Source organism: Clostridium intestinale DSM 6191, from assembly GCF_900130055.1.
In the GTDB taxonomy this organism is placed as follows: Bacteria; Bacillota; Clostridia; order Clostridiales; family Clostridiaceae; genus Clostridium_T; species Clostridium_T intestinale.
Genome location: NZ_FQXU01000003.1, coordinates 1 through 18891, shown reverse-complemented (window position 1 = coordinate 18891; position 18891 = coordinate 1). Strand labels below are relative to the sequence as shown.

Sequence of the window (18891 nt, the reverse complement as noted above, 5' to 3'; positions counted from 1 at the left end):
ATTTTTTCTATTACTTTTGAGTAAATACTATGTTTCCATTTATATCTGTTCTTAATATTTTAGTTTCTAGGGTTTTTAATCTATCGATTACAGCTTTGTCAGGGCTTTCTTTTCCATCACAATTTATAACTGTATATTTAGGATTCACCTTCTTTAAAAACTCTTCTGTAGAAGAAGTATCAAGTCCATGATGCCCAAGTTTAAGAACATCTATATTTTCTATTTCCTTCATGTCTAATAACTCTTTTTCTTCATCAAACTCACAATCAGCCATAAACAAATAACTGTTTTTATTTATATCTCCTCTTATAACTAAAGAATCATTGTTTTCTAAAGACTTATGAGGTTTTGATGGTAATAATACCTTTAAACTTAAACTGTCTTTTTCATAGGTCCATCCTTTTTCTATAATTCCAAAAGAAGTATTAGTATCTATTAAAGATTTAATTGCCTTAACTCTCTCCTCTTCAACTACGTAAAACTTAGGAACATATACAATATCGGTTGTGATGTTTTTAGTTATATCATAAAGTCCCCCATAATGATCTCCATGGTAATGAGTTAATATAATAAAATCAAGCTTCTCGATTCCCTGATCTTTTAAATATTTAATCACCTTACTACTTTCAGTTTTATCTCCACTATCTATAAGATAATTCTCATCTCCATTTTTTATTAATGCACAGTCACTTTGCCCTACATCTATAAAATGTACTTCTGGTTTTTTTTCAGTTGCACTTACTTTGATATTTATAAAAGAAAATCTACATGTTAAAAATATTAATAATGATATTATGAAAATTAAAGATATATGTTTTTTCTTCATTTTAAAGCCTCCCTTCTTCAATTAGTATTTGTATTTTTATCTTATAAATGCAAAAAAGCTCAGTTAAACTGAGCTTTAATTTTACTTTAAGTAAGTACCATCTTCTTTTTGTTCTATTACGCCTTCCTTCATAAGACCACCTAAAGACATTTTAAAATAATTTTTACTAGCATTAAATATTCTTCTTATGTCCTCAGGAGATGATTTATCATTAAACGGCATAAATCCATTATTATCATTTAAGTACTTTAATATCTTTTCTGTAAGAACTTCTCTTTCATCTAGTTTTCTCTTCCTAGGAGTAAGTCCTAAAGTTCCATCTTCATATATTCTTCTAATCCTAACACTTACTTCTGAACCTATGGCTATATACTCATAATACTCATTTTTAAGAATTAAACCTTTGTATTTGCTTTCAACTGCAACCTTAAGTGTTCCATTTTCATTAATTTCATATACTATGCCTTTAACTTCTTGATCTAACACATATCCTTCTGCTATATCTAAATAGTCTTCTATATCTGTAGTAGCTGCTAATCTTCCTGTTTTATCAATATACATATATAATAAATATTTATCATTAACATTTAATTTGTATAGTTGTTCTTTTAAAGGGATTAACACATCTTTGCCTATTCCTATATCTGCAAAAGAACCTATATTAGATTCATCTACAACCTTAAGATATGCTAAATTAAAAACAGTAGCTAAAGGCTTTTTTAATGTTCCTATTATTCTATCTTCTGAATCTCTATATATAAAAACTTCTATCTTTTGTTCAACCTCTAGTGTTCTACCTGTTAAACTTCCCTTTGGAATTAATATTTCTTGTTCACCATCTGTAACAAAAACTCCAAAATCTCTTACTTTAACAACTTCAAGTTCATTATATTCACCTAGTTTAATCATTTTTCCTCCAAAATGTTCATTTACTTATATTTTTTTGATAGCTTAATGTACTCTATGCTATGCTCTTTAAGTCCATTTCTTTCTTCTTGATTTAGTATTCTTACAACCTTAGCTGGAATACCAACACATAAAACACCTTCTGGTATGTTAGCATTTTCTTTCACTAAAGCGCCTGCTCCTATAATAGTATTTTTACCAATTTTAGCTCCGCTTAAAACAGTTGCTCCCATTCCAATTAGAACCTCATCTTCTATATCGCATCCATGTAATATAGCTCCATGGCCCACTGTAACAAAGTTACCTATAGTCACCTTATGTTCATCCACATGAATAATTGAATTATCCTGAACATTACTACCTTCACCAATTTTTATACTATTTTCATCTCCTCTTATAACAGCACCAAACCATATAGAAGAGTCTTTACCTATCTCAACATCTCCTACTATTGTGGAATTCTCAGCAATAAAGGTCCCCTCATGAATCATTGGCTTTTTATCTAAAAACTCTTTAATCATAATTTCCTCCTTTTAGCATAAAATTACTATCCATCATATTATTATATAATATATAAATACTTTTTGAAAGAAGGACTCCAATGGGTAGTAAAGAAAATATTTTTAGCTATAACGCTAATGCTTTGATAGATTCTAAATTAAAATTTTACTACGGTATTCCCCATTGCCATACTGAAATTTCAACAGGGAGGGGAAGTCCTCTTGAAGCACTTGAGTATGCAGCAAAAAAATCTATAGACTTTATTATATTAACAGACCATAACTCCTCTCTTAAGGAACCTCTAAAAAAAGAAGGTTCAAAAAAAACTAAGTGGCACTATTTAAAAGAATCCTTAACTAAATATAATAAAAAAAATAAGTCTCCATTAGCAATATTGGGGTTTGAAAGCAGGAGTAATCCTTGGGGTGACCTTAACATTGTTAATGTATCTAATTATTTTACAGGAGTTATTAATGACATGCGAAGTGTTTTTTTATGGATGCTAAATCAACCTGATGGGTTAATATTTATAAACCATCCTCATAGTCCCATAAGCAAACTAAACTATCATCCTATATTAAATCACTTCATTACCTCTATAGAAGTGGCTAATGGCTCTCCTCCTCATAAATATATACGCCACTTTAAATACTATTATAAGCTCTTAGATGACGGCTGGAGACTAGGTGCTATAAATGGTCAAGATAATCATCGAATGAATTTTGGTGACTCAGAAAACCTTACATGTGTTGTATGTAATGATTTCAGTAGAAAAACAATTATGGATGCCTTTAGAAATAGACGAACCTATTCTACTGAATCTAAAACTCTAAAAACTTATTTTTCTATAAATAACCACTTTATGGGAGAAATTATATCACTAGACAAGATAAAAGAATTAGAATTTTTTATTTACGCTTATGATACTAAATATACCGTAAATAAAATTGAAATACTTTCAAATGGTGGAAGTGTAGTAAAAACCCTTGATAAAATTAATTTGAATAAAGTCAAATACCTAATAAAAATCCCCTTTGATGAGGCACTAAAATGGTACGTAATTAAAATTTATCAAGATGGTGGGAAAATAGCTATGACCTCTCCTATATTTATAGAAGACAAAAAATAAAAGCTCAATTGAGCTTTTATTTTTTATCTTCTTTATCTTTATAAAATTGTTTAGCTCTATTTGGTTTTGCCTTAGATCTTATCTCTATTTGTTTTCCTTTAGGTTTACCGCTTGGGCCTATTCCTTGATGAACATCTAAAAACCACATAAAGAATATTAATACAAATACAGTTAAAGCTAATCCAGCGTATCCATTTATTCTTTGAACAAAAAATTGAATTATAAATAATACAATTGCAATTGCTAAAGGAATCCACTTATTTATTTTCACCTTACTAAAAACAAATTTTCTTAATAAAGTAAATACTCCAAATATAACAACACCTAATACTAGAAATTGTAGTATAAAAATCAAAATGCCAGCCATTTCCTCACTCCTCCCTAAAATTTTATCTACATAATTATATTAGTTTATATTTAAATCATTTTCAATACTTGTATTTAATATTGTTATATTAATACAAGTATTTATTCAAATATAGGTAATTAATTAATAATATAATAAAATTTTTTTAAATTTTTTTATATTTTTATATTATTTTGTGGAAATTTTAATTAGAATTTGATAAAATTAAAAAGTAAAATATCAAACTTAAGAGGTGATAACATGTCTATGAATCAATTATCAAACTTAGATGATTTAGACTTACAAATATTAGACATATTAATTAAAGATTGTAGAACTCCTTATTTAGAGATAGCAAGAATTTGTCATGTTTCTGGTGGAACAATTCACGTTAGAATGAAAAAAATGGAAGACCTAGGTATAATCAGAGGAACAAGAATAGTTTTAAATTTACCTAAACTAAGCTATGATGTTTGTTGTTTTGTTGGTATATATGTAGATAAAACTTCATCTTTCAATTATGTTTTTGATGAGTTATCAAAAATAAAGGAAATTGTGGAGCTACATTTAACTACAGGAGATTATTCTATACTTGCAAAAGTAATCTGCAAAAACATATCAGATCTACAAGATTTACTTATGAATAAAATTAACACAGTAACTGGTATTCAAAGAACTGATACTATAATATCACTTTCTCAACCAGTTGACAGAAATATTCAATTGTAATTTTAAGTCACCCTAATGGGTGACTTATTTTTATTTCATAAATACATATATATTTTTTTTGTGGTTAAAATAATAGTTGTAAATAATTAAAAAGGAGTGTGTATTTATGAAGACATTAGATACTCTAGCACTTATCTTAGTTATTATAGGTGCTGTAAACTGGGGACTAATAGGTTTCTTCAATTTTGACCTAGTAGCATCACTATTTGGCAATATGTCTGCAGTTTCAAGAGTGATATATGCTATAGTTGGAATTTGTGGATTATATGCTATATCATTTTTCGCTAAAGACAGAACTAATTCAATCGATTAATTTATAAATAACTCTCTTTCTTCGGAAAGAGAGTTATTTATGTTAAAAAAACATTAATTTTGATGAAATTTATATATTTACTTTTAAATTGTTCATATCTATGTAATTATTGTATAATATACTATAGTTAATGTTCGAAAGGAGTGATTTATATCTTATCAGCTATATCTAATACTAATATCTATGAATTATTTCTTTATTTCTTTATTTACTCCTTATTAGGTTGGTTAACAGAGGTATGTTATGCATATAAAGTTAGAGGATTTTTTGTTAATAGAGGGTTTTTGTATGGTCCCTTTTGTCCAATATATGGTACAGGAATTGTATTAGCTATAATATCTTTAGAGCGTTTTAATGATAACATTATTCTATTATATATTTTTGCAACTATTTTAGTTTCTTTAGTAGAATATATTACAGGCTTTATACTTGAAACATTCTTTAATTCAAGATGGTGGGACTATAGTGACAATGCTTTTAATATTAAAGGAAGAATATGTTTAAGTTTTTCTCTACTATGGGGAGTGGCTGTTGTATTTATAATAAAAGTAATTCACCCATTAATAGCATCTTTAGTTAACTTAGTTCCGGATGTTGTATTAACCCCTATAGCCTATTTAATTCTTATATATTTTTTAACTGATGTATTTTTCACCTTATCATCTTTAATTAGGCTAAATAGCCTATTTAATAGTTTAAATAATATATCAGCTGAAATTAAAGATAGATATGAATATTTGTTTAGTACAACTAAAGAAATAGCCATGGATGCGGCTCAAAATATCGAACAAAATCTTAAGGATCTAAAAAGTAAATATGAAAATTCACTTAACAATATTAACCTAAATCACAGAAGATTAATAAATGCCTTTCCAAATATAAAATCTAAAAAGTTCGATTCTATATTAACTGAAATAAAGAATAAAATAAATTCATTAAAAAATTAAAGCTATCACATTTCGTGATAGCTTTTAGCTTTACTCTCTAGTAACTTTAATTAAGAATTTCCATAAAATCTTCTATAATTCAGAGGTGTTTAACTCATTTGAAATTATTTTAAACAGTTCTAAAGCAGCTTTTCTTGGGCCTTCTTTCTCTAAGCCTTGTATTGCTAAACATGTTTTCATTTGCCCAACCTTAGCTTCTGCTTTATATAAGTTATTAAAATATTTATCTAATAAAATATCACACTCTTTTTGCTTTTGAGCTGGTCCAAATGGATTTGCAAAATACGATTCTACTAATCCTTTTTCTGTAGTAGTTCCTTTAGCCATTCTAGCTCCAGCTTTAAATACCTTTATTGCCTCCTTAGGTGAGCTGAAGTATTGAATAGAATTTTCACCCTCTTCTACATTATCATAGTTATTTGCATACAAAAATAAGTCTACCTTATAGCCCTTCATTATCTCTTTATAAGAGGCTACAGGCATAACTAATCTAGCATTAATCTTATCTGGGTTCATAAATATACTTCTATCCATTTCCTTAAAGGCATACCCCTGATCTAAGTCATCTAATCTTACAAAAGCACCTATCTCAGTTCCATACCCATAAATCTTGCCATCTTTTTCTTTAATAGTCCCCATATCATCAAATACTATAGTCATATCGGAAATATGTTCTTCACTTAAGGTTCTAAATGCCTCTAAGCTTTCTGATTTTCCTGCACCTGAATCCCCCATAATTATAACGTTTGCTTCTTTTCCATTCTTTAATACTATATTAACCATAGCTCCATGTATAGGTAAAAAACCTCTCTTTATCATTATAAGATTATGAAGTGTAAGGCTCATCTTTTTCATATAACCAAAGTAGTCTATATCTTCTGAATGGCTTACATATCCAAGCATGATATCATTCTTTTCATCATCATAAAATACTGTTTTAATTTCTTCACCAGATTCTCTAGCACCAAAAACATATATTATGTCTGGTTTCTTACCTCTATACTCTTCTTCTCTTGCTAGTTCAAACAAATTGCATAAAGTTATACCATGTTCCATAAAATCTCTATGAAAATATAGAAATGCCATTAACTCGCCAATTTTAGCAGGATAACAAAACCAATGATCTTTATTTATTGTTCCATTTTCTAATGGATTGTATTTTACTTCACTAAACATACCATCTCTTGTATTCTTTTTGGGATATGTTATAAATGGTGTAGATAATAAGATTGTATCTATAAATGGTATCTTTTCTAATGCCCTATACTCTTCTGGCACGTCCCAATTAATGCTAGTAAGCATTAAACTTGCATTAGCACCTGCACTTAGTTGTCTAAATACATTAGGATTAAATCCAATTATGTTTTTTTCTATTTTTCTATAAAGTCTCAATATCAATTTTGTAAATTGAGAATTAATTTCCGTAAAACTAACTGCTGCTAAACCTGTTTTAACTCTATTTGCATAAATTATAGTGTATCTTTCTAACCTTCGCCAAAAAAGATATAAGTTTTCAATAAAATTAACAAATTCATCCTTATTTATTAAAAGTTCCTTATAGTTATCTTTTATCTTTACTATTTCTTCTAAACTCATTACTGTTAGAACTTTAAATATATTAGTTACTTCCATTCTTATAAAGTCTAAATCCTCTGATTTTAAACCTTCTACTAAAAACCTGTAACTATGAGAATATTTTTTCTTAGACTTTAATAAAAATGTTTCTAATACTCTTTTAAAACCGTCACTTTCTAAAAGAGTTTCATAGTTGTCGCAATACTTAGCTGTGAAATTAATAGTTGCTTTGTCATTACTTAAGGAAAACTCTTTGCGCATAACAATCCCCCATTCTGAATTATTCTCAACATAAATATTTCATTTTTTATTTCAATATTGGATTACCATAAAATTATAACACAAAAATTGCAATTTTTGTTAAATGTTTTTTCAATTTTCTTACAAGTAACAAAATTCTAACAAAAAAAGAGTAGACTAATCTACTCTTTTTGCAATTTCTCTAAATTTTTCATTATAACATCTTGAACCTTAGTATGCAGCTCTCTTTCTTCTTCCCTACTTATATTATCCGTATATATAGGCTTATCAAAAATAATTGTTACTTCTGCACTTTGAATTTTTTTGTTTAATTCATAAGCTTTATAGGTACCATTTATAGTAACTGGAACTATAGGTGCTTTAGCTTTTGTTGCTAGCTTTAAACTTCCCTTCTTTAAAGGTTTCATAATTCCATCTTTTGCTCTAGTCCCTTCTGGAAATATTCCCATAGAGTCTCCCTTTAATAAGTTTTCAGACCCTATTTGTATTACCTTAATAGCCTCTCTAACATTTTCCCTATCAATAGGTACACAATGAGCAACCTTTAACCAATAACCAATTACAGGTACCTTAAGTAGTTCCTTTTTAGCTATAAATCCCATAACTCTATGAGCTCCGTAAAAAAGCACTGGAATATCTAAAATACTCTGATGGTTTGATATAAAAACGCAGGCTTCCTTAGGTATGTTTTCTCTTCCAACTACATTTACTTTAAGTCCTATTATTTTAATAGTAAAATTAGCCCAGTTAAAAACAACTCTATCTCTATATGCTTCTGCTTTTTCCTTAGTTGAAAATTTCTTTAAAATTTTATATATACTTCCCTTAATTCTTAGGCCAATCATATAAATCCCATAAGAAATTAACATAAAAATTAACTTCATTTATAACACCACCTCAAAATCATCTTCTTAATTATACTTACCCCTTATAGAAAGTTCAAGTATTAATAACTTTTCTTAATTAGCATAAAGTGGTACACTGTAGGGAGTAATTTATTAAAAGGAGTAACTTATGAAAAAAATATCTATTAATATATTAATGGCTTTTTTAATACTACTATCTTCCTTTCTATTTTCTTGTGACTTAGCCTCTATTGATAAATCTGATTCAGAAATATCAAATATGGTTAAGGTGCATTTTATAGATGTAGATCAAGGAGATGCAATACTTATACAATATAAAGATAAAAACATGCTTATTGACTCATCTACACAAAAAGCTGAAGACAAATTTTTAGATTACTTAAAAAAATTAAATATAAAAAAATTTGATGCTGTAATAGCAACTCATCCAGATGAAGACCATATTGGAAATATGGATGAAGTTATAAAAAAATATTCAATCACTAATTTTTATGCTCCAAAAGCTACCTCTACAACTAAAGCTTTTGAAAGCATGATTAGAGAACTAAAAAATAAAGACTTAAAAATCAAACCTTTAAAAGCTGGATCAACTATAGATTTTGATTCTGATGTCCAGTTAGAGGTTTTTGCACCAAATAGTGATAGCTATGAAGATGCTAATAACTATTCGCCTATAATTAAATTAACCTATGGTAATAATTCTATGTTATTTACCGGAGATGCAGAAAAACTGTCTGAAAAAGAAACATTAAAAAAAGGATACAATTTAGAATCCGATGTTCTAAAGGTTGGTCATCATGGAAGCTCCACATCTACTTCTAAGGATTTCCTAAAGGCAGTTAATCCAAGTATAGCAATTATATCTTGTGGTAAAAACAACAAGTATGGTCATCCCCATAAAGAAACTATAAAAGCTTTAGAAGATAGTAAGGTTAAATATTATAGAACTGATTTAGATGGTACAATAGTTCTTGTTTCAGATGGAACTAACATAAAAAAACAGTAAATAATAAAAGAGAGTTGCACTAAATTGTACAGCTCTCTTTTATTTCCTCCTGAAATTCTTCCTCTATTTTCTCAATCTCTTCTACATCTTCTATATCTTCTACTTCTTCGATTTCCTCTTCTTCTTTTTCTACTATCATATATTGTTTCCAATCTTTATATATATGAAATAGATTAACTACATCCGCCTCATTATAAACTAATATCTTTTCTATCTTTTCCTTAGGCATTCTAAATATGTAGTCTTTATCCTTTAGGACTTTGTGAAAAGTTTTAGCTAGATTTGCTCCAGAGATAAGGTCTCCATGTTCTCTTTCAATATTGAATAATTTCTCTAAATTTTTTAATCCAATACTTTCTTTTTTCACTTTTTCATATTCTTTTTGTAGATCAACAGATTTAAAGTGTTCATCAAAAGAAAAATCCACTTTGTATTTATTAAATAAGTAATTAATTACTGTAAAGTCATTATTACCTGAAAAAGTAACTATAGAGCTCTTGCCTTCATTTTCACAAATATCCTCTAGGTATCTTTTAGCCAGAATTAAAATATCCTTGACTTCTTCTCTATTTTCAATCATATATTGAGTGACTTTTATTTCTGAATTTACAGGAGAGAAATAACAAGCGCCAAATACGCCAACACATTTAGGTTTCTTATAAACATAATGCTCTAAATCAAAAAACACAGCATCTTCAAAGGATAAGTCGTCTTGAGCCTCCAACATATTTTCTTTAGTAGGCTCATCAATCCTAATAGTATTTTCCCTTATTATCACTAGCGCTCACTCTTTCTTTTACACATATTGAATGTTGTCTATATCTAAATTATACGTAACGTCTTTCCTTTCAACAACAACCTTTATCTTTTCTCTAATGCTATCCTCCTCTCTAACTTTATCTAATAGCTCTTTAGTTGGATTAATGCAATAAGGATGTTTAACTGCCTTAAACATTGTAAAATCACCTGATGTATCTCCATAAGCATAACTTTGATCAAGATCTATATCATATTTTTCTACAATTTCATCTACAGCCTTCTGCTTACTTACAGAATCCCACATAGGAACTACTTCACCTGTATATTTTTCCTTTTCATCTAAGAGATATATAGAGCCTTTAAAGTCATCAAAACCATATTTCATTGCCATTTCTCTTACAAGCTCAACAGGTGAACCTGATACGGTAACTAAAACATGCCCTTGTTCCTTATGCCATTTAATTCTCTCTCTAGAAAAAGTATAAACCCTATCTCCTTTTTGCTCAATAACTCTTTTAGCAATAAATTCAATATTGTGTCTATTTATACCTTTTATTGCTTCCATATATATATCTATCATCTTTAGAAGATAAGAGTCATAATCTCCTTCTCTTCTATCCCAGCTAAGGAATTTAGGCCTAACTTCTTTGTACCATCTCTCTGATTCTATTATTTCATATTTTATCATTTTTTTAAATACTTCTGTTATTAAACCTTCTCTATATAATGTACCATCTATATCAAAAAATGCTGCGATTTTTTTCATAGCCTACCTCCTTAGTTTTTTAATCTTTATTTTATCACTATTTAAAGTATCATTTCAATATAAAAATCTATATAATCCAATTTTAGCTTGTTATTTTCTTGACTATATATACTTATAGTGGTATCATACTCACGATATTGATTTTCAGTGCGAGGTGTTAATAGTGTGCATTTGCGATTTAAAACCTGGTGATACAGGTATAATTACAAAAATTAATTGTGATGATAAGCTTACCAAGAGACTTTTAGCTCTTGGTTGTATAGAAGGAACTAAAATTACATTAAAAAACATAGCACCTTTAGGAGACCCTCTTATCGTGAATTTAAGAGGTACTGATTTTGCCCTTAGAAAAAAAGATGCTAAAAATATTTTTGTAAGATAAGAGGAGGGAATTTAATGACAACTGTTGCTTTGCTAGGAAATCCTAATGTAGGTAAAACCACTCTTTTTAATGAGCTTACTGGTTCCAATCAATATGTAGGTAACTGGGCTGGTGTTACTGTTGAAAAGAAAGAAGGCTACTTAAAGGATGTTAAAATAGTTGATCTACCTGGTATTTATGCCATGGACACATTTTCAAATGAAGAAAAGGTCTCTAAAAAATTCTTAGAAGATGGACATGTTGATGTTATTTTAAATATAGTTGATGCATCAAATTTAGTTAGAAATCTATACCTGACTACTCAGCTTAAAGCTTTTAATATTCCTATAGTTCTATTATTAAATATGATGGATATAGTTGAAAAAAAATCAATAAAAATTGATATTCCTTTAATAGAAAAAGAGTTAGGTGTAAAAATAATACCTTTAAGTGCTAGTAAAGGAATTGGAATAGATGAAATTAAAACTTTAATTGCAAATCATGATTTTCCTAAATCATATTCCAAAAAAACTTTTAGCTTTTATAATGAAAAAGAAGCTTATGCTTTTTTGGATAAACTTGTGGACAAGTCATTTATAAAAAGTGAAACTTCAAAAAATTCAAGCAATGATTTTATAGATAAAATATTATTAAATCCTATTTTAGCTTATCCTATTTTTATACTTATTATGATGTTTATATTTAAGTTTACATTTTCTTGGGTTGGAATTCCTTTGTCAGATTGGCTTGATGAACAAGTACTTAATGGGTTTATACTTCCCTCTGTAGAGACACTTCTATCTACATCAACAGATTGGTTTAGAAGTCTTATAATAGATGGAATAATTGCTGGGGTAGGTGGAATAGTTGTATTATTACCTGTAATTTTAGCTTTGTTTTTCTGTATCTCTATATTAGAAGACTCTGGTTACATGGCAAGAGTTGCTTTTATAATGGATAAGTTAATGAGAAAGATGGGTTTATCAGGTAAAGCATTCATTCCTATGATGGTCGGCTTTGGATGTACAGTTCCAGCTATTATGTCTGCTAGAACTTTAGAAAGTGAAAAAGACAGAAAATTAACAGCTTTATTAGTTCCTTTTATGAGTTGTAATGCTAGGCTACCGGTATATTTAGTATTTGCAAGCATATTTTTTAAAGGTAGGGAAGCTTTAGTTGTAGGATCATTATATTTTCTTGGTATATTAGTTGCATTTTTATTGGGTATATTCTTTAAAAACTCTATATTCAAAAAAGATGAGGAACCATTTATAATTGAACTTCCTGAATATAAATTGCCTGAACCTAAAAATGTATTCAAACATACTTGGGATAAAGGAAAAGGATTCTTAAAAAAAGCTGGTACAATTATATTTGCTATGAGTGTCATCATATGGTTTTTATCAAATTTTAACTTTTCTGGACTAGTAACAGATATAAATTCAAGTTTCCTAGCTTATATAGGTAATTTTATTGCACCTATATTTTCTCCTTTAGGATTTGGAAACTGGCAAGCTGCCGTATCTCTTCTAACTGGTATACTTGCAAAAGAAACTGTTATTTCAACAATGGGCATAATATATGGAGGTAATCTAGATTTAATTTTACCTAATTACTTTAATTTTTTATCTGCTTTATCATTTATGGTATTTGTACTACTTTATGTTCCTTGTGTTTCTACAATAGGTGCACTAAAAAAGGAGTACGGTACTAAATTCACTCTATTATCAGTGATAAATCAGCTATTTATTGCATGGATAGTTTCATATTTTATTTATAGCTGTGGAATATTAATAAGGTGGTTTTTATTATGATAGAAATACTTATAACTATTGTTCTAGTTATTCTTTCTGGATATATAATTTATAGAAATATCAAAAAATCCTCAAAAGGTGAATGTAATTGTAGTGATTGTGATACTCACTGCCCAAAATATGATGATAAAATAAAGATAAAAAAATAAAACTCTTTTTTAGGAGTTTTATTTTTTTATCATCAATAACTATTATTAATGATATCCTCTATTTCTTTTTTACTTATATCTTTGTTATATAGTTTAAAGAGTATTCTTCCACCAGCTTTTTTAGATATATTGCTACATATAGATTCTTCCAAGAATATATTATTATTTAAACATAATCTTAATATTTCTTTTCTTTTTATCTCATCTATTACATCTTCTCTAATTATATTTTTGGATTTAACTTCGTTGATTAAATTGAATATATATGGAAGAGATCTAACATCATTAAAGTTGTACCTTATAATCTTATTCAAAAACTTTTCATTTGATGTTTCTAAATACCTTTTATATAAGTGCATACACTCTACTGCTGTAGTTTCTTCATTTCTATCTATGTTTAATGTTTTTTCAATATCCTTTAATGATAAAGACTCTATATTTAATCCATTTTTATATGGTCTTATTTCCCTATATAAATCACGATGAGATATATTTTTCGGAAAATCTATTCCATATATTAAAGCTCTTTTTCTTAAAAACGGTTCATCAAAGGCCTTTCCGTTATAACTGCATAACCCTTTATTTTCTATAATACTTATAAACTTTTCTATTAACGCTTTTTCATCTTTAATGTTATTGCAAACAAATGTTTTCCCTACTAAGTAACCTTCAACAATGGTACAAAAAGAAAGGGCAAAAACCCAATCTTTTTTTACATTAAACCCTGTGGCTTCAATATCAAAAAATACTAAATTATCAAGAGTGTAATTTCTAACTATATTTTCATCTAAATCACAAAGTAATTTAGAATCCCTTATTATCATTTTTTACATCTTTTCTACTACTTCAATACCAAGAAGATTTAAAGCATTTTTAATAACTTGGCATGTAGCTTTTACTAAATTTATTCTAGCATTTTTTAATTTTTCGTCTTCTAGGTTTGCTACAGTATGGGCATTATAGAATTTGTTAAAAGCTTTTGCAACATCAACAACATATCTTGTTACTATAGAAGGTTCTAATTTATCAAGGGCACTTAATATATTTTTATTAAATGCTTCTAAAGTTTTAATTAATTCAAATTCTTCTTTTGAATCTAATCCAGAATAACTAACTTCTCCACTAGTTTCTCCAACTTTTCTTAGTATGCTGTTAGCTCTTGCATAGGAGTATTGAACATATGGACCTGTTTCTCCTTCAAAAGATAACATCTCTTTCCAATCAAATAATATATCTTTTTCTCTTGAGTTTTTAAGATAAGTAAATACTATTGACCCTATACCTATCTTTTTAGCAACATCTTCTTTATTTTCAAGTGTTGGATTTTTTTCATTTATTACTTCTAATGCTCTATCTTTTGCTTCTTTTAAAAGGTCTTCTAATAATACTACTTCACCTTTTCTTGTAGAAAGCTTTCTATCTGCAAATTTAACTAATCCAAACCCTACGTGAACACAATCTTTAGCCCATTCATGTCCTGCAAGTTCTAACACCTTAAATACTTGTTTGAAGTGTAGAGCTTGAGGTGTACCAACTACATATATACTTTTATCAAAATCATAAGTTTTCTTTCTATACATAGCAGCTGCTAAATCTCTTGTAGCATATATAGTAGCTCCATCTGATTTTAATATTATACATGGAGGCATGTTGTAATCTTCAAGCATAACAACCTTAGCTCCATTACTTTCAGTTAATAATTTTTTCTCCTCAAGTTCTTTTATAACTACATCCATTTTATCATTATAAAAGCCTTCTCCTGCAAAAGAATCAAATTTAACTCCTAATTCATCATATACATTATTAAATTCTTTTAAAGAAAGTTTAGTGAATCTTTCCCAAAGCTCAGTAGCTTCTTTATCACCATCTTCAAGCTTCTTAAACCACATTCTTCCTTCATCATCTAAGCTAGGATCTTTTTCAGCCTCATCATGGAATTTAACATATATTCTTAAAAGTTCATTTATAGGTTCCCTTTCTAAAGCTTCCTCATCAATCCATCTTTTATATGCAGAGATAAGTTTACCAAACTGTGTTCCCCAGTCTCCTAAGTGGTTTATTCCCACTGCTTTGTAACCTTGATAATTAAACATCTTATATAAAGAGTTTCCTATAACTGTAGTAAATAAGTGACCTACATGGAAAGGTTTTGCTATATTGGGTGATGAAAATTCAACACATACAGGTTTTCCTTCCCCTAATTCTGAAGCTCCATAATTATCTCCTAATGTTAGGATGTTTTCTATTGTGTTTTTATTAAACATTCCTTTATCTACAAAGAAGTTTAAATATGGTCCTAAGTTTTCAACTTTCTCAAAACCTTCACTATTGAATTTTTCTTTAAGTTCTGTAGCTATAGCGTTAGGTGCTTTTCTTAAAACCTTTGCTAACTGAAAACATGGAAAAGCATAATCTCCCATTTCACCTCTTGGTGGAATTTCGATAGCCTTTTCTATCTCTTCCTTATCTAAATCTATTAATGAACTAATTCTTTCAGCTATTAGACTTTTGTAATTCATTTAGTTTCCTCCTCTATTTTTATAAAATAAAAAACGCCTCTTTAATAATAAAGAGACGAAATATCCGCGGTACCACTCTTGTTGCATAAATGCCACTCAATTCTTTAACGCTGAAATGCGATTTATTTTACTTACCCTAAGCTTTCAAATAATGTCTCAAAGGCTCTCTTCATTTAATCTCACTCCTACAGGCTCTCACCAAACTCCTGCTCGCTTTAGGTTTTAATTAAACTACTCTTCTTATCATAGACTGTACTCTTTATTTAGTTACGATAATTATTATACATTTTAAGGCTTTTGATTGTCAATATTAATATAATGTACATTATTACTTTAATGCATTTATTAAAATATTTTGATATAATAATTTAGAATAATTTTAAAATTAGAGGTGTACTATGAAACGTGTTGGTGTAATTGATATTTGCTCAAATTATATTAGGGTTATACTATCAGAAATTGAGGACAGTGGTTATTTTAGAGTAATAGACGAATTAAGTGAACCTGTTAAGTTAGCACTTGATCTTATAGATAATAATTTTATAACAGAGGAAAAAGTAAATATAACTATTAATACTTTGCGTGCTTTTAAGTCATTATGTGTTACATCTGGCGCTACTAAAATAATTGTAGTTGCCACAGAAGCTTTAAGAGATGCAGATAATGGAGAGTATATAATAGAAAAGATTTCAAGTGAACTAAATCTTGATGTAAAAATCCTTACATTAAAGGATGAAATTTATTATAATTACATGGGAGTAAAAAACTCTATTTATACAACTAATTCTTTACTTATAGATATTAGTGGTACATGTACACATCTAGCATGGGTAAAAAATGGACAAATTATAGAATCCACAACCTTACCCATAGGTAGTTTAAATATATCTTATGGCTTTAATTTAAGAGATCGAATTATACATAGTGATTTTGAAAATGCTAAGAGTTCTATCATGGATTGCATAACCTCTATTCCGTGGCTTAAAAAAGGTAATTTTGATAACATAATCGGCGTTGGTGGAGCCTTTAGAAATGTTGGGAAAATTGATCGTATTAGAAAGCGCTATCCATTACTAATAACCCATAATTACGAGCTTACAAATACAGATTTATGTGAAATTTTAAATTTACTTAAAAGTAAAGATTTAAATCAAAGAATTAAAGTTGATGGAGTTTCTAAAGATAGAGTTGATATAATAGTTGGAACTACTTTAATCATGAAAGTTCTTACTTATTTTTTAGATATTACTCAATTAAAAATCTGTGGCAGAGGAATGCGTGAAGGATTACTTTTTGATTATATAATTAAAAATTTAGGGCCAATAGATGATATAGTTGATTATTCAATACGAGGTATAATGGAAAGCTTAAATGTTAATAAAGACCATGCTGAACATGTTTATACAATCTTAAAAACTCTTTATGAACAATTAAGACCATTACATCATCTTGGAAATGAGTATGACAACGTAATTAAAACTGCCTCACTACTACACGACAGCGGAATTAGTATAAAATACTATAATCATCATATTCATTCTTTTTATGTCATACTTAATGCCTATATGAATGGGCTAACTCATAAAGAATTATTACTTAGTGCATGCACTGCTGCTTTTCATAGAAATAATTCTTATACAGTTCCTTTAGCTCAATATAGTTCAATAATAAATAGATTAGATGTAGATATCGTTGAGAAAATAGGAATATTATTAAGAATTTCTGAGAGTTTAGATAGAAGTCTTGAGGGTGCTGTTAAATACTTAGATGTAAAAATTGCTGATGAAATTGTAAGTATCAGTGTTTATTCCTCAATACCTCTAGAGCTTGAGATACGTGATGCTTTAAGAGCAAGATGCAAATTCAAAGAAATATATCACAGAGAACTAGAAATCCAAAATATTGTTGTTTAATTTACTTTAATCGTAAAACTACTTGCTAAACAAACAAAAGAACTTTTGCACTTTGTACAAAAGTTCTTTTCTCTTCCATATAGTTAAAAAAACAATACTTTCTTAAAGCTATTTAAACTTAGGTAGTTCACTTAAATTATTACTTTCATCATCATCTGGTCTGCTTCTTAAATATTCTTCACCTATTTTGGATTCTAAAACCTGCACACCATCTATCTTTCCGTCTCTAGCTAATCCTACAGCCTCTTCTTTTGTTATTATTTTTCCACTAGAAAGCTCATAAGCCTCTATTTCTCCACTACTGCTACTTTTAATTGCTGTGATTTTATCCTTTTCCATCATAAACACTTCCTTTACTTTATTACATTATTCTTATCTTTTTCTTAATAGGGAAAATTTATACACCTTATTGCTGTAGCAACCCGACATAGGAGCGGTTGCATTAAATTCATATTTGACGTAAATCCTTTAGTATAATTAGACTGACGCTAAAAACCGCGTCCACCGAATAGAAGTGCACCTTAATACTGTAGAGGCTTCTTCTCAAGCCTCATTAAATTCATTTGGATTAGATAATTATGTTTAATAAAAAGTTAAACACCTTAATACTGTAGAAGCGTTCCTCAGCTTCATCAAAGTCATTTTTTTTAAAAATTACGTTTAATAAAAAGAAAAATGTTTAAAAAGTTAAGCACAATAGTACTGTGGAGGCTTCTTCCCAAGCCTCATTAGAGTCATTAGTGCTAATATAAAATTGTGGACACAAAATAATTAAAAATATTAAACTATAATTATTAAGTTAGGAGTGTGTTCACATGAGAGAAACATCAAAAAGATATACCGATGATTTTAAAAAAATGATTGTTGAAGTTTATGAAACTGGAAAACCAATTAAAGAAATATGTGAAGAATATGGCGTAACTTATACATCAGTTAATAACTGGGTTAACAAAATTAATCCAAAGCAAAAAATCTCTTCAAAGCCTGTAGTAAAAGTAACAAAGCAACATAACGAAACATCCAAAGAAGATAAGGATGAAATTCTAAGATTAAAAAAAGAAAACGAACGAATTGCATTGGAGAAGGAAATACTACACCAATGGCGGGCTTTAGCCAAAAAAGCTATCGCCATATTCTCAAAGGACCAAGAGATATAATTAAATTTATTGATGATAATCATGGAATTTATCCAGTAAGGCTTATGT

At 28.4% G+C, this 18891-nt stretch carries 20 protein-coding genes, 1 pseudogene and 1 other annotated feature; of the genes and pseudogenes, 10 read left to right on the top strand and 11 right to left on the bottom strand.

Annotated features, from left to right (window positions below):
- Positions 1-10 precede the first annotated feature (10 nt).
- From BUA92_RS00115 to BUA92_RS00105, 3 genes are all read right to left on the bottom strand, one after another.
- Positions 11-826: a ComEC/Rec2 family competence protein gene (locus BUA92_RS00115; RefSeq protein ID WP_073015654.1), complete on the bottom strand. Its 816-nt coding sequence runs from the start codon at positions 824-826 to the stop codon at positions 11-13.
- Positions 827-907: 81 nt separating this feature from the next.
- The gene (locus BUA92_RS00110) at positions 908-1735 is read right to left on the bottom strand and encodes a CvfB family protein (RefSeq protein ID WP_073015652.1); all 828 of its coding nucleotides are present in this window, start codon (positions 1733-1735) and stop codon (positions 908-910) included.
- 20 nt (positions 1736-1755) lie between these two features.
- Positions 1756-2253, bottom strand: coding sequence for a gamma carbonic anhydrase family protein (locus tag BUA92_RS00105; RefSeq protein ID WP_021802336.1), 498 nt, complete (start codon positions 2251-2253; stop codon positions 1756-1758).
- 80 nt (positions 2254-2333) lie between these two features.
- On the opposite strand from BUA92_RS00105, the gene BUA92_RS00100 reads away from it, so the two are divergent.
- The gene (locus BUA92_RS00100) at positions 2334-3362 is read left to right on the top strand and encodes a CehA/McbA family metallohydrolase (RefSeq protein ID WP_073015650.1); all 1029 of its coding nucleotides are present in this window, start codon (positions 2334-2336) and stop codon (positions 3360-3362) included.
- 16 nt (positions 3363-3378) lie between these two features.
- Here BUA92_RS00100 and BUA92_RS00095 read toward each other — a convergent pair whose 3' ends face one another.
- Positions 3379-3729: a hypothetical protein gene (locus BUA92_RS00095; RefSeq protein WP_073015647.1), complete on the bottom strand. Its 351-nt coding sequence runs from the start codon at positions 3727-3729 to the stop codon at positions 3379-3381.
- A gap of 246 nt (positions 3730-3975) precedes the next feature.
- Between BUA92_RS00095 and BUA92_RS00090 the strand changes: the two genes are divergently transcribed.
- From BUA92_RS00090 to BUA92_RS00080, 3 genes are all read left to right on the top strand, one after another.
- Positions 3976-4437 carry an Lrp/AsnC ligand binding domain-containing protein gene (locus BUA92_RS00090; protein ID WP_139259285.1) on the top strand — a complete coding sequence of 154 codons (462 nt, stop codon included), beginning with the start codon at positions 3976-3978 and terminating at the stop codon, positions 4435-4437.
- A gap of 106 nt (positions 4438-4543) precedes the next feature.
- Complete coding sequence (locus BUA92_RS00085; protein WP_021802340.1) at positions 4544-4750, top strand: DUF378 domain-containing protein; 207 nt, start codon at positions 4544-4546, stop codon at positions 4748-4750.
- 143 nt (positions 4751-4893) lie between these two features.
- Positions 4894-5697 (top strand): putative ABC transporter permease, encoded by an 804-nt coding sequence (locus BUA92_RS00080; RefSeq protein WP_242950026.1) that lies wholly within the window; start codon positions 4894-4896, stop codon positions 5695-5697.
- Positions 5698-5769: 72 nt separating this feature from the next.
- Here the strand turns inward: BUA92_RS00080 and BUA92_RS00075 are convergent, their stop codons facing one another.
- Together BUA92_RS00075 and BUA92_RS00070 are read right to left on the bottom strand one after the other, a co-directional pair.
- On the bottom strand, positions 5770-7533 hold the full coding sequence (locus BUA92_RS00075; protein ID WP_073015645.1) for a phosphoenolpyruvate carboxykinase (ATP): 1764 nt from the start codon (positions 7531-7533) through the stop codon (positions 5770-5772).
- A 161-nt stretch (positions 7534-7694) separates the two neighbouring features.
- Positions 7695-8417 carry a lysophospholipid acyltransferase family protein gene (locus tag BUA92_RS00070; protein ID WP_073015643.1) on the bottom strand — a complete coding sequence of 241 codons (723 nt, stop codon included), beginning with the start codon at positions 8415-8417 and terminating at the stop codon, positions 7695-7697.
- 130 nt (positions 8418-8547) lie between these two features.
- Between BUA92_RS00070 and BUA92_RS00065 the strand changes: the two genes are divergently transcribed.
- Positions 8548-9405: a ComEC/Rec2 family competence protein gene (locus BUA92_RS00065; RefSeq protein ID WP_073015641.1), complete on the top strand. Its 858-nt coding sequence runs from the start codon at positions 8548-8550 to the stop codon at positions 9403-9405.
- A gap of 19 nt (positions 9406-9424) precedes the next feature.
- Here BUA92_RS00065 and BUA92_RS00060 read toward each other — a convergent pair whose 3' ends face one another.
- Together BUA92_RS00060 and BUA92_RS00055 are read right to left on the bottom strand one after the other, a co-directional pair.
- Entirely contained in the window at positions 9425-10183 is a 759-nt protein-coding gene (locus tag BUA92_RS00060; protein WP_073015638.1) for a ribonuclease H-like domain-containing protein, read from the bottom strand.
- 18 nt (positions 10184-10201) lie between these two features.
- Positions 10202-10930, bottom strand: a complete 729-nt coding sequence (locus BUA92_RS00055) for an HAD-IB family hydrolase (RefSeq protein WP_073015636.1) — start codon at positions 10928-10930, stop codon at positions 10202-10204.
- 163 nt (positions 10931-11093) lie between these two features.
- Here BUA92_RS00055 and BUA92_RS00050 point away from each other — a divergent pair, with 163 nt between their 5' ends.
- The 3 genes from BUA92_RS00050 to BUA92_RS00040 are packed head-to-tail and all read left to right on the top strand — an operon-like array spanning position 11094 to position 13254.
- Positions 11094-11312: a FeoA family protein gene (locus BUA92_RS00050; protein WP_073015634.1), complete on the top strand. Its 219-nt coding sequence runs from the start codon at positions 11094-11096 to the stop codon at positions 11310-11312.
- A 14-nt stretch (positions 11313-11326) separates the two neighbouring features.
- Positions 11327-13105 carry a ferrous iron transport protein B gene (feoB, locus tag BUA92_RS00045; protein WP_073015632.1) on the top strand — a complete coding sequence of 593 codons (1779 nt, stop codon included), beginning with the start codon at positions 11327-11329 and terminating at the stop codon, positions 13103-13105.
- Positions 13102-13254, top strand: a complete 153-nt coding sequence (locus BUA92_RS00040) for a FeoB-associated Cys-rich membrane protein (protein WP_238904267.1) — start codon at positions 13102-13104, stop codon at positions 13252-13254. The genes feoB and BUA92_RS00040 overlap by 4 nt, the downstream gene beginning before the upstream one ends.
- Positions 13255-13286: 32 nt before the next feature.
- Here BUA92_RS00040 and BUA92_RS00035 read toward each other — a convergent pair whose 3' ends face one another.
- Together BUA92_RS00035 and argS are read right to left on the bottom strand one after the other, a co-directional pair.
- The gene (locus BUA92_RS00035; protein WP_073015630.1) at positions 13287-14078 is read right to left on the bottom strand and encodes a ribonuclease H-like domain-containing protein; all 792 of its coding nucleotides are present in this window, start codon (positions 14076-14078) and stop codon (positions 13287-13289) included.
- A 3-nt stretch (positions 14079-14081) separates the two neighbouring features.
- Positions 14082-15773: an arginine--tRNA ligase gene (gene argS, locus BUA92_RS00030; RefSeq protein WP_073015628.1), complete on the bottom strand. Its 1692-nt coding sequence runs from the start codon at positions 15771-15773 to the stop codon at positions 14082-14084.
- Between the two features lie 48 nt (positions 15774-15821).
- Positions 15822-16029: a binding site (T-box leader), on the bottom strand.
- 142 nt (positions 16030-16171) lie between these two features.
- Between argS and BUA92_RS00025 the strand changes: the two genes are divergently transcribed.
- On the top strand, positions 16172-17686 hold the full coding sequence (locus BUA92_RS00025; protein WP_073015626.1) for a Ppx/GppA phosphatase family protein: 1515 nt from the start codon (positions 16172-16174) through the stop codon (positions 17684-17686).
- Between the two features lie 108 nt (positions 17687-17794).
- Here BUA92_RS00025 and BUA92_RS00020 read toward each other — a convergent pair whose 3' ends face one another.
- On the bottom strand, positions 17795-18025 hold the full coding sequence (locus tag BUA92_RS00020) for a DUF3892 domain-containing protein (RefSeq protein ID WP_073015623.1): 231 nt from the start codon (positions 18023-18025) through the stop codon (positions 17795-17797).
- A gap of 476 nt (positions 18026-18501) precedes the next feature.
- Here BUA92_RS00020 and BUA92_RS00015 point away from each other — a divergent pair.
- Positions 18502-18891: pseudogene (locus tag BUA92_RS00015) on the top strand (transposase); the annotation flags it as partial.

Bases quoted from the DNA above. Each gene is read 5' to 3' on its own strand.
- BUA92_RS00115 (WP_073015654.1), bottom strand. From the start codon at position 826: ATGAAGAAAAAACATATATCTTTAATTTTCATAATATCATTATTAATA.
- BUA92_RS00110 (WP_073015652.1), bottom strand. From the start codon at position 1,735: ATGATTAAACTAGGTGAATATAATGAACTTGAAGTTGTTAAAGTAAGA.
- BUA92_RS00105 (WP_021802336.1), bottom strand. From the start codon at position 2,253: ATGATTAAAGAGTTTTTAGATAAAAAGCCAATGATTCATGAGGGGACC.
- BUA92_RS00100 (WP_073015650.1), top strand. From the start codon at position 2,334: ATGGGTAGTAAAGAAAATATTTTTAGCTATAACGCTAATGCTTTGATA.
- BUA92_RS00095 (WP_073015647.1), bottom strand. From the start codon at position 3,729: ATGGCTGGCATTTTGATTTTTATACTACAATTTCTAGTATTAGGTGTT.
- BUA92_RS00090 (WP_139259285.1), top strand. From the start codon at position 3,976: ATGAATCAATTATCAAACTTAGATGATTTAGACTTACAAATATTAGAC.
- BUA92_RS00085 (WP_021802340.1), top strand. From the start codon at position 4,544: ATGAAGACATTAGATACTCTAGCACTTATCTTAGTTATTATAGGTGCT.
- BUA92_RS00075 (WP_073015645.1), bottom strand. From the start codon at position 7,533: ATGCGCAAAGAGTTTTCCTTAAGTAATGACAAAGCAACTATTAATTTC.
- BUA92_RS00070 (WP_073015643.1), bottom strand. From the start codon at position 8,417: ATGAAGTTAATTTTTATGTTAATTTCTTATGGGATTTATATGATTGGC.
- BUA92_RS00065 (WP_073015641.1), top strand. From the start codon at position 8,548: ATGAAAAAAATATCTATTAATATATTAATGGCTTTTTTAATACTACTA.
- BUA92_RS00055 (WP_073015636.1), bottom strand. From the start codon at position 10,930: ATGAAAAAAATCGCAGCATTTTTTGATATAGATGGTACATTATATAGA.
- feoB (WP_073015632.1), top strand. From the start codon at position 11,327: ATGACAACTGTTGCTTTGCTAGGAAATCCTAATGTAGGTAAAACCACT.
- BUA92_RS00040 (WP_238904267.1), top strand. From the start codon at position 13,102: ATGATAGAAATACTTATAACTATTGTTCTAGTTATTCTTTCTGGATAT.
- BUA92_RS00035 (WP_073015630.1), bottom strand. From the start codon at position 14,078: ATGATAATAAGGGATTCTAAATTACTTTGTGATTTAGATGAAAATATA.
- argS (WP_073015628.1), bottom strand. From the start codon at position 15,773: ATGAATTACAAAAGTCTAATAGCTGAAAGAATTAGTTCATTAATAGAT.
- BUA92_RS00025 (WP_073015626.1), top strand. From the start codon at position 16,172: ATGAAACGTGTTGGTGTAATTGATATTTGCTCAAATTATATTAGGGTT.
- BUA92_RS00020 (WP_073015623.1), bottom strand. From the start codon at position 18,025: ATGGAAAAGGATAAAATCACAGCAATTAAAAGTAGCAGTAGTGGAGAA.